Below are 13,384 nucleotides of genomic sequence, written 5' to 3'. Positions count from 1 at the left end.
CATACCGGTGAAGCTGCGGCCGAGTCGGTCTACCGGAGTGCGGCCAGCGCCTCGGCCAGTGTGGAGTGCAGTGCGAACACCTGATCGAGACTCGTCATCTTGAGTTGCCGACTGGTCGCTGGACCGTCCGCGACAATCACGATGGTCGTCGCGTCGCCGGCCCGCTGATGCGCTGCGACCAGGGTTGCCATACCCGCCGAGGCGAGGAAACTGACACCGGTCAGGTCGATGATCAGGACCCTCGGTTTACCGGCGAGGATGGCCTCGATGCTGTTCTCCAGTGCTGGCGCGGTCGCCAGATCGACCTCGCCGGAAACTGTGAGCACGGTCGCGCCATCGTGTGCCTCGACTGTGGTGGTCATCGTGTCCGCCAAGGGATACGTGTCTCCGGAGTTGTTTGTCACATCATCACAATCTGCCATGAACCTGCCCTTCGCGCTGCATTCCTCATCCAGAAACCTGGCGGTTCGTGCCACGAAGTGGGTTCGCTACTGGGGATTTGATCGCGGGCAAGGTTACCGACATGCGGACGCGGGTGCCCAGCCCGCTGTGGTCTATCTCCAATTCTTCTGTCAATGCCCGCATCATGTCGACGCCACGTCCGCGCGGCCCGGGATCGGCGGAGCGTGGTTTCCACGTTCCGGTGTCGGCGACCAATATGACGACCTTTTGGGTGTCACATTCGGCGGTCAATTCGACGAGTCCGGAATCGGTGGTCGCCGCCGCGGGGCTGGTGGCCCGACCGAGCAGGTCGGTCGCTGAGCTGATCGCGCGGCCGACCGGTCCGCCGCCGTTGCGGTAGGCGTGTTCGATGCTGTTGCTACAGGCCTCGTTCGCCGCGGCGATGAGGTCGGAGGCCAGATCGTGCGGCACCGCGGCGGCGGCGAGCCAGGCCTTGAGTCGCTTGCGCATGGCCGAAAGCCGATCCGGATTGGCCGGAATCTCGAGCCGCAGCGCTGCCGGAGGTTGCCGGTACACGACCATGGCGACGTCATCGTCGTAGCCTGCGGCCGGACGCAGTCGGGACAGCACGGCATCGGCGACCTCGCGCGGCAGCTTGCCCGCGGTATCGGCCAGCACCGCGGAGATCTTGGCGAAACTGTCGTCGATGTCGACACCACGCTGTTCGACCAAGCCGTCGGTGAACAGCACCAGCGTCGAACCCGGCGTGAGCGCCGTGGTGGCCTCAGGACGCCGTGGCGTATCGAAGGTGGCCAGCGGCACCGCGCGCCCGCCCTCGAGTAGTCGGCCCGGCCGACCGACATCGGCCAGAATCGGCGGCATATGTCCGGCGCTGCTGTAGCGGACCAGTCCGCGCACCGGATCGAGGACGGCGGCGCAGACGGTCGTGCACATCGCGCCCGGAATCCGGCTCGCGACGGTATCGAGTTCCGCGAGCAGCTGTGCCGGCCCCGCGCCGCGCAGCAGGAGAGCCCGTGCGGCCGTGCGCAATTGGCCCATCACGACAGCCGCGGACAGACCACGCCCGACACAGTCGCCGACCACGATGCCGATGGTGCCGTCGCGCAGCGGCACCACGTCGTACCAGTCGCCGCCGATCTCCAGCGGCGGCAGTGCGGGCTCGTAGTGCACCGAGAATCGCGGCGGCAGTTCGATCGGACCCAGCATGGCCCGTTGCAGTGTCAGCGAGGTCGAGCGCGCCTGATCGAAGTTGCGCGCCCGCTGCACCGCCAAACTCAGATGTCCGATGAGCAGCGAGAACAATGTCCAATCGGCGGCGCTGACGGCACGTGGTGCGGCGAAACGCAGCCACAGCGACGCATCACCTGTTTCACCGAGCGGGGCGACGATGCCTTCGGAGCTTTCGGTGCCCTCGGGAATCGCGAACAGGCTGCGCGCCGGCCGGCGCCGGGCCCGATCCAGTAGCGCCCGGGCACGGGCGTCGACCACCGAACCTTCCGGAACACCCTCGGCCCCCGAGATATATGTCTCCGGACCGGTATTGCGGTTGGGCCACACCATGACCACCGCGGTTTCCGCACCGACGGTGCGGCGCAGTTCGTCCAACCCGACGGCGAGCACCTCGACGACACTGGTGGCCGCGCCGACCGCGGTGGCCAGTCGCGACGCCGCCTGATCGCGGGCCTGCGCATCGTGTTCGGCGGTGACATCGCGGATGGTGCCGACGAAGATCTGCTCGTACTTTTCCGGTTCGACCATCGCACTGGTGCTCACCGCGAGCCAGACCGTGCGGCCGTCGCGATGTTTGACCGGAATCACGAACCGCTGTGCCTCGCTACCTAGATCGGGATAGCGCGGACCCGCCGGCATCGACCATGGGTGCGGCAGCGGGAACGGAAGTTCCGATGCGCCGTAGCCGGTCAGCGCGCCGAAGGCGGAGTTGACCTCGATGATGGTGCCGCGCGCGTCGGCGACGAAGAAGCCGTCCTGCAACGACTCCACCAGGGCGGTGCGGAAGGCGTCGCGCCCCGCGAGATCGTCGATGCGCGAACGCTGTTGTTCGGCGCGTCGGGTGCCATCGATGTAGCCGCGGGTAGCGATGTCGAGTGCGGCGAGGGTCTGCAGCAGGAATTCCAGTGCGGTCTCGGCGTGTTTCGCGGATTCGTCAGCGTCCGCGGTGTCCGATTCGGTGGCTTGTACTACGCGATAATGGTTTTCGGTGAGATCGAGCAGGCTGATGCCCTCGACGAGGGCACGGCGGCCGAGCTCGTAACCCTCCCCGAGACCGGCCTGCGAGGGTGAGTTCAGATGCCGCCGTAGCGCATCCGCGTAGGCGTCGAGAAATGCGGCCAGTGCCGCGCTCATGTCTCCGCCTCGCTGGCGCTCGGCTCCGCCATGACCGCGATAGCGGCTGCGCTTTTTGTTCGCTCGCTTCGCTCGCTCATGTCTCCGCCTCGCTGGCGCTCGGCTCCGCCATGACCGCGATGGCGGCCGCGCTTTTTGTTCGCGCGTTCCGCTCGCTTATGTGCTGTCCGCCGTTCACGCTGATGCCTCCAGTACGCCGCCCCGATGGCGGGCCGCGAGCACCAATGCGTCGTCGGTGTCTTTGGCATGCCTGGCCAGGATTTCGGCGGTGATCTGCGCGGTGGATTTGGACGGATCGATGCCGTTGTCGGCGGATTCGGTGACGATGCCGTCGGTCGACATCAGCAGCAGATCGCCCGGCCGCACCGGAACGGTCTGCACCTGGAGGTTCTGGGGTAGCCGATAGCCGACGATGCCACCGGTCATCAGGACCGTCGCGCGCATGGCGAGCCCGACCGGACCCGCGGTCAGAATCCGGCAATCGACATTGCCGACGCCGAGCCAGTGCACCGTATCGGATGCGCCGAACAGTGCCAAAGACACTGCCGCACCTCGGGTGTCGGTCATGGCCCGATGACAGAGCACCATCAGGACGTCCAGCGGTTCGGCGCGGTTCTCCGAGAGCACCTGCGCTGCGCGATCGGCGGCGTCCGCGGCCGCCGCCCCGTGGCCGAGTCCGTCGAGGACGGCGAAGAGCACCGCGCCGCCGCCCGCGTCGAGCACCACGCCGCGATCACCGGAAACCCGCTGACCGGGCAGGGCACGGCCGGCCACCGCCCATTCGATCCGGCCGATGATCCCGTCCTCATGCACCGTTGGGTACCCACTTCCACATCTCCACCAACGTGCCGCGTCCGGGTGGGGATTCGACGGTGAGCCGGTCCATCAGCCGGCGCGCGCCGGGCAGGCCGAGTCCGAGACCGCGGCCGGTGGAGAACCCGTCGTCGAGTGCGCGGGCGATATCGCGGATGCCGGGCCCCTGATCCTCGGCCTGGACGACCAGCGCCTGGCGCCCCTCCCGGTCATCGACCAGCAAACGTATTTCACCACTGCCCGCGTAACTGGTTATGTTGCGGGCGATCTCGGAGATGGCCGTCGAGATCATGGTCATATCTGTCAGAGAAAAACCGAGCTTGGCCGCCAGCTCACGTCCGGCTTGACGTGCGATCACAATGTCACCCGACACTTTGATCGCGATCACCAAGTTCTCAGCGGCCACTGTCACGACCATCTCGCTGGCGGCGGGCCGGAGTCTTGCGGTTCAGCCACGCCAAGCCCTCTTCCAGATCGAGGGCGGTGTGCATGCCTTCGAAGGTGAGGCCAAGCTGCACCATGGCGAACGCGACTTCGGGCTGTAATCCGACGATGACCGTTTCGGCACCGCGGAGCTGCGTCATGTGCGCGATGGTACGCAGCGATCTGGCCGCGAACGAATCCATCACATCTATCGCAGTGACGTCCACGATGATCCCGTGTGCCCGGTATCTGCTGACCTGTTTCATCAGGTCGTCCTGGAGGCGCTCGGTATCCGCGTCGGTCAAGGCTGACTGGACCGACGCGATCAAATAGGTACCTTGTTTGAGGATCGGAACCGGCATAGTTGGGCCCGATCAGCGCCCATCGCGCTCGGTGAGCATGCGATCCGTCACGCGGGTCACCTCATAGCCGAGTAGGCGTTCGGCCTCTTCGATACCCCCCTGGAGATCGCCGACCGCATTCATCTTGGACAGGTCGAGGCCGATGGTCACCAGGGTGAGGGCGATCTCGGAGGACAGGCCGGTGATGATCACATTGGCGCCCATCAGGCCGGATGCGTCGACGGTCTGCACCAGGTGGTTGGCCACTGTGGAGTCGATCTCGGGCACACCGGTGATATCGATGACGACCACCTTCGCGCGATTGGCGCGGATCGCGCGCAGGAGCTGTTCGGTCAGCTGACGGGCGCGCTGCGAGTCGAGTACACCGATGATCGGCAGGATGAGCAGCTGCTCACGCACCTGCAGCACCGGGGTGGACAGCTCGCGAATGGCTTCCTGCTGCTGGCGGATGACACGCTCGCGCTCCTGCACGAACGAGATGGCCACAGTGCTCGCGATGCGATTCGCGGCGGGCTCGTACGCGTCGAGTACAGCGTTGAGCAACTCGAAATCGGCCTGGTATTTCTCGAACAGCGAGCGGGCCAGCACATCACGCAGGAGCAGCACGATGCCGAGGACCTCGTCGGTATCGACGCCTCTCGGAATAATGCGCTCGGACAGATCGCGCGCGTAGGCCTGCAGCGCCTCGACGCTACCGGTCACGAGCACCTCGACGTAGTTGTCGTACATCGAGGTCGCCTCGGAGAAGATTTCCTCCGGGGTCATGGCGGTCAGCAGTTGGGCATCGGTAATGCGCCGGGCCCACTCTTCACGCAGCGCGGTCCGGTTCTGCCGCAGGTGTTCGACCAGCTGCGGAAGCAGGTTGTCGACTGGTCCTACGGGCAGGGAATCCGCCGAAAGGTTCATGGACACCTCGGACATGGAAATTCCAGCCCCTTTCGACGGGATTGTCGGGATAGTCGTGCATTCGGCTGCGCGCCGATACAGAGCCTAGTCATACCCCATCTCGCGCGCCGGTGAAACCTGCCGTTAGCTCGATGGTAGATCCGGCTCCTCGGTCGGTGGCGCGAATCCACGTGCCAGGGCCGCGAGCGCTTCGTCGAGGTAGACCGTGAGGTCGGCGTCAGCGCGGGTGAGCCAGGCATCGAAGGCGGCGCGCGCGGCGGCCAGGGTGGTGCGGCCGACCGCCATCGCGAGCAGGCTGTCTTCCGGTACACCGAGCCGACGTGCGGCGAAGGCGCTCACGGCCCGCTCCCAGGCGTCGTAATGCGCGCCCGCGGTGGCGGCGAGTGCCGGAATGCCGCCGACGAGTTGCATGCGAATGCGCAGTTCCGGCACGTCTTCGGCGCGATATCGGTTGGCATTCACCACGACTCGGCGCACGGCGGTCATCATCGGGACCTCGTCCGGCACGGTGGCGAAGGCGGCGCGCAGCGCCGCGACCTCGGCGTCGAACTGGTACCAGAGCACCTCCGCCTTGGTGGGGAAGTAGCGGAAGAAGGTGCGGCCGCTGATGCCCGCGGCCGCGGCGATCTGTTCGACGGTGGTTTCGTCGAAGCCCTGTTCGGTGAACAGTCGCATGGCGATCAGTTCGAGTTCGCGCTTGGTTGTGCCGCGTGGACGGCCCCGCGCCTTGGCATCTGTCACGGCTGTTGATTATGGGCGTCGATCGCCTGATCTTGATTATGTCAGTGACTGACGATAATCTCGCGGCATGGTGGAAAGTGCCGCGGAACACACCGTGGCCGCACAACTGACCTGGCCGGAGGCCGGATCACGAGCGGCTGCGGGCGCGATTCTCGCCGTGCCGGTCGGCGCGACCGAACAGCACGGACCACATCTGCCGCTGTCGACCGATACCGATATCGCGGTGGCATTGTGTACGCGGCTGGCCGAAGCGCGCTCGGATGTGCTCGTGGCACCGGCGATCGCCTATGGGGCCAGCGGTGAGCACGCGGGTTTCGCGGGCACGCTGTCGATCGGACAGGCGGCGCTGGAGTTGCTCATCGTGGAGTTGTGCCGTTCGGCCACCGACACCTTCGACCGCATCGTGCTCGTCAACGGGCACGGCGGCAATCTCGATCCGCTGCACAGGGCGGAGGCGTTGCTGCGCACCGAATCCCGGGACGTTCGGGTGTACATGCCGCGCTATCCGGGCGATCCGCATGCGGGCCGCGCCGAGACATCGATGCAGTTGGCGCTGCACCCGGATGCGGTGCGGACCGAACGCGCCGTCGCCGGCGATACGAGGCCGCTCGCCGAGATCCTGCCCCTGCTGCGCGCCGGTGGCGTGCGCGCCGTGAGCGCCAACGGGGTCCTCGGCGACCCCGCGGGCGCGAATGCCGACGAGGGCGCCGCGCTGCTCACCCAACTGGCCACTGACCTGAATGAACAGATCCGGCTGTGGTGGCCGGTGGCGTCCCCGAAAGGATCCCTCTTGTGAACCCCTGGTTCGAAACCGTTGCCGAGGCACAGCGGCGGGCAAAGAAACGACTGCCGAAGTCGGTGTACGGCGCACTGATCGCCGGATCCGAGCGCGGCCAGACCATCGACGAAAATCAGCAGGCCTTCACCGAACTCGGCTTCGCACCGCATTGCGCGGGTCCGATCGGTGATCGTGACCAGTCGACGACCCTACTGGGGCAGCAGCTTTCGATGCCGGTGCTGATCTCGCCGACCGGTGTGCAGGCGGTGCATCCGGATGGTGAAGTGGCTGTGGCGCGTGCGGCGGCGGCGCGCGGGATCGCGATGGGGCTCAGTTCGTTCGCGAGCAAGCCCATCGAGGAGGTCATCGCGGCGAATCCGGCGACATTTTTCCAGCTGTACTGGTGCGGTTCGAAAGATGACATCCTGCAACGGATGTCGCGTGCCAAGGCGACGGGCGCGGTCGGTCTGATCCTGACCCTGGACTGGTCCTTCTCGCACGGACGCGACTGGGGCAGCCCGGTGATCCCGGAGAAGCTGGATTTCAAGACCATGCTGAAATTCGCGCCGCAGACCCTGGCCCGGCCGCGCTGGCTCGCGACTTATGTTCGCTCTGGTCACATTCCGGATCTCACCGCGCCGAATATGGCCGTCGGCGACGGTCCGGCGCCCGGCTTCTTCGGCGCCTACGGAGAGTGGATGGGGACTCCCGCGCCGGATTGGGCGGATGTGGCGTGGATCTGCGAACAGTGGGACGGGCCGGTCATGCTCAAGGGGGTAATGCGCGTCGACGATGCGCTGCGAGCGGTCGATGCCGGCGTCGCGGCGATTTCGGTGTCCAATCACGGCGGGAACAATCTGGACGGCACGCCCGCCGCGATTCGGGCATTGCCCGTGGTGGCCGATGCGGTCGGGTCGCAGCTCGAGGTGGTACTCGACGGTGGCATCCGGCGCGGTAGCGATGTGGTGAAGGCGGTGGCGCTCGGCGCTCGCGCGGTCATGATCGGGCGGGCCTACCTGTGGGGCCTCGCCGCGAACGGGCAAGCCGGTGTCGAGAATGTGCTCGACATCGTGCGTGGCGGTATTGATTCGGCGCTGCTTGGACTGCGCAAGACCAGTGTCGGCGATCTCGATCGGGGCGATCTGGTGGTGCCCGCCGGGTTCGAACGGGCATTGGGGGTGCCGGACCCGGCCGTGCAGTCGGCTTGACCTGGCGGACTATTCGGGAGCTGCAACCCTTCGATGATGGGCGAGCAGCGTGTCGTAGATATCGGCGAGGGCGGCCAATTGCTGGCGATCGAGCACGTCGACCATATGTCTGCGCACGCTCTGTAGATGGGCGGGTGCGGCTGTGGTCAGCACGTCGGTGCCGCGCGGGGTGAGCCGCGCGGCGGTGCGGCGGGCGTCGTCCGGGATCGGTTCCCTGGCGACCAGCGCGCGCTTCTCCATGCGGGTGATCTGGTGGGACAGCCTGCTCTGCGACCATTCGAGTTTGGCGGCGAGATCGGCGAAGGTGAGTCGGTGATCGGGTGCGTCGGCTAGGTAGGCCAGCACCGAGTATTCGACGTAGGTGAGGTTCGACTCGCGGGATGAGTCGCGCCCGACCGCAGCGGCGATGAGGTCCCTGGTGCGCACATATCCCACCCATGTGCGCATTTCGATGTCATCGAGCCAGTGGGAATCGGTCACGAGAGCGCTCCAAACTCTGACTAGTCATTGAATTGTCACGTCGTGTGATCTCGCGCGACAACTGCCAGATCTGAGAGGTAGCACCCGCGGGGTTGAACGTGCAACCTTTTGGCCGGATGCATCGAGTGAGGGTTGCCTAAGCAATGGTCGGACTCTTATTACTGGATACGCTCCTTGTGCTCGTGACCAGCCTGCCGAAGACCTACCCAAGGCCCCGGCTGGGCGTCAGCCCTGAGACCGAATAAGGAGTGCGTCCGTGACCGCGCCGGATTTCCGCTATTCAGATCTGCTGCCGATCGGCGCCGACGACACCCCGTACCGGTTGATCACCACCGAGGGCGTCAGCACCTTCGAACACAATGGCCGCACCTTCCTGCAGGTCGAACCCGAGGCATTGCGGGTACTGACCGCCGAGGCGATGCACGACATCAGCCACTACCTGCGGCCCGCGCATCTGTCGCAGCTGCGCCGGATCATCGATGATCCCGAGGCCAGTGGTAACGACCGCTTCGTCGCACTGGACCTGCTCAAGAACGTCAACATTTCCGCCGGCGGCATCCTGCCGATGTGTCAGGACACCGGCACCGCGATCGTGATGGGCAAGAAGTCCGAGGGTGTGCTCACCGGTGCCGACGATGCCGAATGGATCAGCCGTGGTGTATTCGACGCCTACACCAAGTTGAATCTGCGCTACTCTCAGCTCGCGCCGATCACCATGTGGGATGAGAAGAACACCGGCACCAATCTGCCCGCGCAGATCGAGTTGTACTCCACACCGGGCGATCCCGCGCATCCGTCCTACAAGTTCCTGTTCATGGCCAAGGGTGGCGGTTCGGCGAACAAGTCGTTCCTGTATCAGGAGACCAAGGCCGTACTGAATCCCACGCGCATGCTGGAGTTCCTGGACGAAAAGATCCGCTCGCTCGGCACCGCCGCCTGCCCGCCGTACCATCTCGCGGTCGTAATCGGCGGTACCAGTGCGGAATTCGCGCTGAAGACGGCGAAATACGCCTCCGCACACTACCTGGACACCCTGCCCACCGAGGGTTCGCTCGCGGCACATGCCTTCCGGGATCTGGAGCTGGAGGAAGAGGTGTTCAAGCTCACCCAGTCCTTCGGTATCGGCGCCCAGTTCGGCGGTAAGTACTTCTGCCACGACGTGCGCGTGGTGCGCCTGCCCCGGCACGGTGCGAGCTGCCCGGTCGCCATCGCGGTGTCCTGTTCGGCCGACCGGCAGGCGCTGGCCAAGATCACGCCCGAGGGTGTGTTCCTGGAGCAGCTCGAGCGCGAGCCCGCGCACTACCTACCAGAGCAGACCGACTCGATCCTCGGCGGCGATGTGGTGCAGATCGACCTGAACCGGCCGATGTCGGAGATCCGTGCCGAACTGTCGAAATACCCGGTGAAGACCCGGCTTTCGCTGACCGGTCCGCTGGTGGTCGCCCGCGACATCGCGCACGCCAAGATCAAGGAACGCCTCGACGCGGGCGAGCCGATGCCGGAATACCTGCGCGAGATGGCCGTCTACTACGCCGGCCCGGCGAAGACGCCCGAGGGCTACGCCTCCGGTTCGTTCGGTCCGACCACTGCGGGCCGGATGGACTCCTACGTCGATCAGTTCCAGGCCGCGGGCGGGTCATTCGTCATGCTGGCCAAGGGTAATCGCTCGGCCCAGGTGACCAAGGCGTGTAAGGAACACGGCGGTTTCTATCTCGGTTCGATCGGCGGGCCCGCGGCGCGACTGGCGCTGGACTGCATCAAATCCGTTGAAGTTCTGGAGTACCCGGAGCTGGGTATGGAGGCGGTCTGGAAGATCGAGGTCGAAGATTTTCCGGCATTCATTGTCGTGGACGATAAGGGCAACGATTTCTTCGCGGAAACGCAGAAGCCGATTGCGTTGCGAGTGCGCACCCGTTCGAAGGAACGCGTCTGAACAGTTTTCGAACCTGGCGTTCGGCCGCCGGCTACTGCCGGCGGGTCGCTCGAAACGGTCAGCCATCAGGGCGCATGTCCGGACACTGGAATGCCACCCCGTTCGCTGGGGTGGCAACGCCGCCGAAGCGACGCACTTGATGAGGAACATCGCTGCACCGGTGTCGATGGAGGTCGAGGAGGGCAATGAGGATGTCGCTTCGCCTCTCGGAATCCGCCAGCCGTCGGTTGGTCGAACGCGCCGCGCGTGCGGGAATCGGTTCGACCGTGCTGATCAACTGCTGATCCGGGAGGATTTCGATCAGCTCGACTATCCCGGAATCGTGTTCCGCGGTCCCATCTCGAACCGCCGGCACCGCCGGCATCGGCGGTGGGGCCGGAGGCATGGGAAGTCGTTGCGCGCCTACCGGAGCCGGACGGTCTGGTAGAACGCCGCATCGCTGTCGCGAGCTGGTAATCGGATCTGCACTCCCGCAGCGTCGAATGCGCCATCGCCTACGCGCGGGTGCCTGTTCCGGAAATCGTTGAGCGCATCGACTGCAATCGTGAAGCGGCCGAAGCGATCCGCGGTGCGTACTCCGTGCACCCCTGACATCTAGCCGATCGACACCAAATATAGCGGATGGCTATCACGTGCAGTTGTTACTTGTGCGCGATGGCCACCCGTTCTGCGTCAGCGGCTACGGTGTCGCGGCGGAATGGTCTGCGGTGCAATGGGTTGCGTTTTCTAGGGGGTTGCTGTGGATTGTTGATCGTGCTCCACAACTCTGGAATACATTGTGGACAGCAGGATTTCCGCTGCGACAAATCGGGCGTGGCACAGGATGTTTCGGACATTGGTGATTTATTGTGCTGTGTGTATGTGGAAAGCTATGTGAATGACGTCCGTTCGGACACGGCGGTGTCCTCGCCTTCGCCGGTGTGTTGCTAAGGGTGATCGACGGCGGCGTGTGGGCCGTAGGGGAGTAGATGCGGGTCCGCGGCCCGCGGGGGGCCGTTACTATCGCTGACATGTTGCTAACGCCTCGTGCCCGGGCCCTGCTGGGTATACCCGCCGGGCTGTTCCCGGTGATCGTTGCGGCCGGGCTGGCCATGCCCACCGCCACGGCCGCGCCGGTCGAGCAGGTGGCCGGCAATGCCAGCGGGACCGAGGGGCTGGAGCCGGGGCTCACGGCGGCGTATACACAGGCCGAGCACCAGGCGGATGCTGAAGGGGTCGCGCTGTACATCAACTCCGGCTACCGCACGCCCGCCGAGCAGCAGGCGCTGTGGGACGACGGCGTGCGGACCTATGGCAGTCCCGAGGAGGCGCGGCGGTGGGTGTTGCCGCCCAATGAGTCGACGCATGTGCGGGGCCGGGCGATCGACGTGGGGCCGCAGGCCGGGGCGCAGTGGCTGGAGGCGAAGGGGAATCGCTGGGGCCTGTGCCGGATCTATCAGAACGAATGGTGGCATTTCGAACTCGCCACCGCCCCGGGCGGCGCCTGCCCGGCACTGCGCGCGGATGCGAGCGAGGGCGGTACCGCCCCGGCTCCGTCATTGCCGATCCCGCCCGTCCTCCCGATGCTGCCGTCGATCCCGCTCCCGCCGTGGCTCAGCGGCTCTTCCGGGCTGTAGCCGGTCAGCGGACCGATACGGGCGTCGAGGTCTGCGCCTGCGCTGCCCGGTTCGGCAGCGCCCGCATCAGCACCGCCGTGCTGATCGCGCTCAGCGCACAGACGGCAACGATGTAGCAGGTCACCGCCGCAGAGGTCGAGCCAGCGGTCCACAGTGCGGTTGCGATGAGCGGGGCGAGGCCACCGCCGAGAACGACCGAGGCCTGCACGATCAGTGACGTGCCGGAGTAGCGGACCGAGGGGGGAAACAGTTCGGCGATGATGATGCCGCCGACGCTGTGGGAGATCGGCAGCGTCACGCCCATACCGAGTAGCGCCAGGAACGCGACGGCCCTGTTGCCGGTGTTCAGCAGCGGGAAGTACACCGCACACCACACCGTCAGGGCGGCGGTGCCCGCGAGGAATATCCGACGCGTGCCGTAGCGGTCGGCGAGCGAGCCCCAGCCGGGCATGGTCGCACACCAGACAACGGCGGAAACGATGACGCCGAGCAGGAGGAAGTCTCGGCTGAACCCGAGCGCCTTGGTGCCATAGTTCAACGTGAAAACCATGAAGATATAGACGACCGCTGAAGTCGAGATGGCGGCGAACAGAATCAGCAGCAGCCGCGCCGCTCCCACCCGAAGGGCGTCGCGAAGTGGAAACGACGCGACTTCGCCGCGTTGGACGATTTCGGCATAGTCCGCGGATTCGGCGATACCGAGCCGAATCCAGAGCCCGACAATGACAAGAATCGCGCTGAACAGGAACGGAATTCGCCAACCCCAGCTCAGGAAGGCCGAATCCGGCAGCAGCGCACTGGTGCCGAGGAAGATCGCATTGGCCAGAATCAGCCCGGCCGGTGTGCCCATCTGTGGGAAGCTGGCATACCGATTGAGCCGTCCCCGTGGCGCATTCTCCATCGATAGCACCACCGCGCCCGCACCTTCACCGCCGAGTCCGACGCCCTGGAGTAGTCGCAGCGTGACGAGCAGTGTGGGCGCCCAGAATCCGATGCTCCCGTAGCTCGGGACCAGCCCGATGAGCAGGGTGCTCACACCCATCAGAAAGAGTGAGACCACGAGGGTGATCTTGCGACCGATCCGATCGCCGAAGTGGCCGAAGAGCAGACCACCGATCGGTCGCGCCCCGAAACCCACGGCGAAGGTGCTGAATGCCGCCAGCGTTCCGGCGGCGGGACTCAGCGTGGGAAAGAACTGTTTACCGAAGATCAGCGCGGATGCCGTGCCGTAGAGCATGAAGTCGTACCACTCGAGGGTGGTGCCGACCAGGGTGGCGAGGGCGACCTTGCGGTGGTGTGGGGTGGAGCTCGAAGGCACTGTCTTATCCGTTCGCGAT

13 protein-coding genes are annotated in these 13,384 nt (G+C 65.7%); 4 read left to right on the top strand and 9 right to left on the bottom strand.

The features are described 5' to 3' along the window. Positions 1-29: 29 nt before the first annotated feature. From AB0J29_RS24980 to mftR, 7 genes are all read right to left on the bottom strand, one after another. The gene (locus tag AB0J29_RS24980) at positions 30-362 is read right to left on the bottom strand and encodes an STAS domain-containing protein (protein ID WP_364790808.1); all 333 of its coding nucleotides are present in this window, start codon (positions 360-362) and stop codon (positions 30-32) included. A gap of 85 nt (positions 363-447) precedes the next feature. Beyond that, the gene (locus AB0J29_RS24975) at positions 448-2,787 is read right to left on the bottom strand and encodes a SpoIIE family protein phosphatase (RefSeq protein ID WP_364790805.1); all 2,340 of its coding nucleotides are present in this window, start codon (positions 2,785-2,787) and stop codon (positions 448-450) included. Between the two features lie 174 nt (positions 2,788-2,961). Further along, on the bottom strand, positions 2,962-3,600 hold the full coding sequence (locus tag AB0J29_RS24970) for a SpoIIE family protein phosphatase (protein WP_364790801.1): 639 nt from the start codon (positions 3,598-3,600) through the stop codon (positions 2,962-2,964). Next, positions 3,593-4,018 (bottom strand): ATP-binding protein, encoded by a 426-nt coding sequence (locus AB0J29_RS24965; protein ID WP_364494901.1) that lies wholly within the window; start codon positions 4,016-4,018, stop codon positions 3,593-3,595. Before AB0J29_RS24965 ends, AB0J29_RS24970 begins: the two co-directional genes overlap by 8 nt. After that, positions 3,996-4,385, bottom strand: coding sequence for an STAS domain-containing protein (locus AB0J29_RS24960; RefSeq protein WP_357475560.1), 390 nt, complete (start codon positions 4,383-4,385; stop codon positions 3,996-3,998). The genes AB0J29_RS24965 and AB0J29_RS24960 overlap by 23 nt, the downstream gene beginning before the upstream one ends. A gap of 12 nt (positions 4,386-4,397) precedes the next feature. Beyond that, positions 4,398-5,306 carry an STAS domain-containing protein gene (locus AB0J29_RS24955; protein ID WP_364494904.1) on the bottom strand — a complete coding sequence of 303 codons (909 nt, stop codon included), beginning with the start codon at positions 5,304-5,306 and terminating at the stop codon, positions 4,398-4,400. A 108-nt stretch (positions 5,307-5,414) separates the two neighbouring features. Beyond that, the gene (mftR, locus tag AB0J29_RS24950) at positions 5,415-6,032 is read right to left on the bottom strand and encodes a mycofactocin system transcriptional regulator (RefSeq protein WP_364790797.1); all 618 of its coding nucleotides are present in this window, start codon (positions 6,030-6,032) and stop codon (positions 5,415-5,417) included. Positions 6,033-6,099: 67 nt separating this feature from the next. Between mftR and mftE the strand changes: the two genes are divergently transcribed. Further along, the gene (gene mftE / locus AB0J29_RS24945) at positions 6,100-6,828 is read left to right on the top strand and encodes a mycofactocin biosynthesis peptidyl-dipeptidase MftE (protein ID WP_364790794.1); all 729 of its coding nucleotides are present in this window, start codon (positions 6,100-6,102) and stop codon (positions 6,826-6,828) included. Continuing rightward, positions 6,825-8,018, top strand: a complete 1,194-nt coding sequence (gene mftD / locus AB0J29_RS24940) for a pre-mycofactocin synthase MftD (protein WP_364790791.1) — start codon at positions 6,825-6,827, stop codon at positions 8,016-8,018. The genes mftE and mftD overlap by 4 nt, the downstream gene beginning before the upstream one ends. A 9-nt stretch (positions 8,019-8,027) precedes the next feature. Here mftD and AB0J29_RS24935 read toward each other — a convergent pair whose 3' ends face one another. Then, positions 8,028-8,498, bottom strand: a complete 471-nt coding sequence (locus AB0J29_RS24935) for a MarR family winged helix-turn-helix transcriptional regulator (RefSeq protein ID WP_364790788.1) — start codon at positions 8,496-8,498, stop codon at positions 8,028-8,030. A 256-nt stretch (positions 8,499-8,754) separates the two neighbouring features. Between AB0J29_RS24935 and AB0J29_RS24930 the strand changes: the two genes are divergently transcribed. Continuing rightward, positions 8,755-10,431 (top strand): fumarate hydratase, encoded by a 1,677-nt coding sequence (locus AB0J29_RS24930; RefSeq protein ID WP_364790785.1) that lies wholly within the window; start codon positions 8,755-8,757, stop codon positions 10,429-10,431. 1,010 nt (positions 10,432-11,441) lie between these two features. Next, a complete protein-coding gene (locus AB0J29_RS24925; protein WP_364790782.1) occupies positions 11,442-12,047 on the top strand; it encodes a M15 family metallopeptidase in 606 nt (201 codons plus the stop codon). Between the two features lie 4 nt (positions 12,048-12,051). On the opposite strand, the gene AB0J29_RS24920 is transcribed toward AB0J29_RS24925, so the two are convergent. Then, the gene (locus AB0J29_RS24920) at positions 12,052-13,365 is read right to left on the bottom strand and encodes an MFS transporter (protein ID WP_364790779.1); all 1,314 of its coding nucleotides are present in this window, start codon (positions 13,363-13,365) and stop codon (positions 12,052-12,054) included. Positions 13,366-13,384 lie beyond the last annotated feature (19 nt).

It is taken from the genome of Nocardia sp. NPDC049707 (assembly GCF_040674855.1).
In the GTDB taxonomy this organism is placed as follows: Bacteria; Actinomycetota; Actinomycetes; order Mycobacteriales; family Mycobacteriaceae; genus Nocardia.
The sequence above is the reverse complement of the archived record's forward strand: the minus strand, read 5'-3'. Positions and strand labels throughout refer to the sequence as shown.

What these genes read in the sequence shown, in the direction of transcription:
- AB0J29_RS24955 (WP_364494904.1), bottom strand. Translation starts at nt 5,306, where the DNA reads ATGTCCGAGGTGTCCATGAACCTTTCGGCGGATTCCCTGCCCGTAGGA.
- AB0J29_RS24980 (WP_364790808.1), bottom strand. Translation starts at nt 362, where the DNA reads ATGACCACCACAGTCGAGGCACACGATGGCGCGACCGTGCTCACAGTT.
- mftE (WP_364790794.1), top strand. Translation starts at nt 6,100, where the DNA reads ATGGTGGAAAGTGCCGCGGAACACACCGTGGCCGCACAACTGACCTGG.
- AB0J29_RS24965 (WP_364494901.1), bottom strand. Translation starts at nt 4,018, where the DNA reads ATGGTCGTGACAGTGGCCGCTGAGAACTTGGTGATCGCGATCAAAGTG.
- AB0J29_RS24960 (WP_357475560.1), bottom strand. Translation starts at nt 4,385, where the DNA reads ATGCCGGTTCCGATCCTCAAACAAGGTACCTATTTGATCGCGTCGGTC.
- AB0J29_RS24975 (WP_364790805.1), bottom strand. Translation starts at nt 2,787, where the DNA reads ATGAGCGCGGCACTGGCCGCATTTCTCGACGCCTACGCGGATGCGCTA.
- AB0J29_RS24925 (WP_364790782.1), top strand. Translation starts at nt 11,442, where the DNA reads ATGTTGCTAACGCCTCGTGCCCGGGCCCTGCTGGGTATACCCGCCGGG.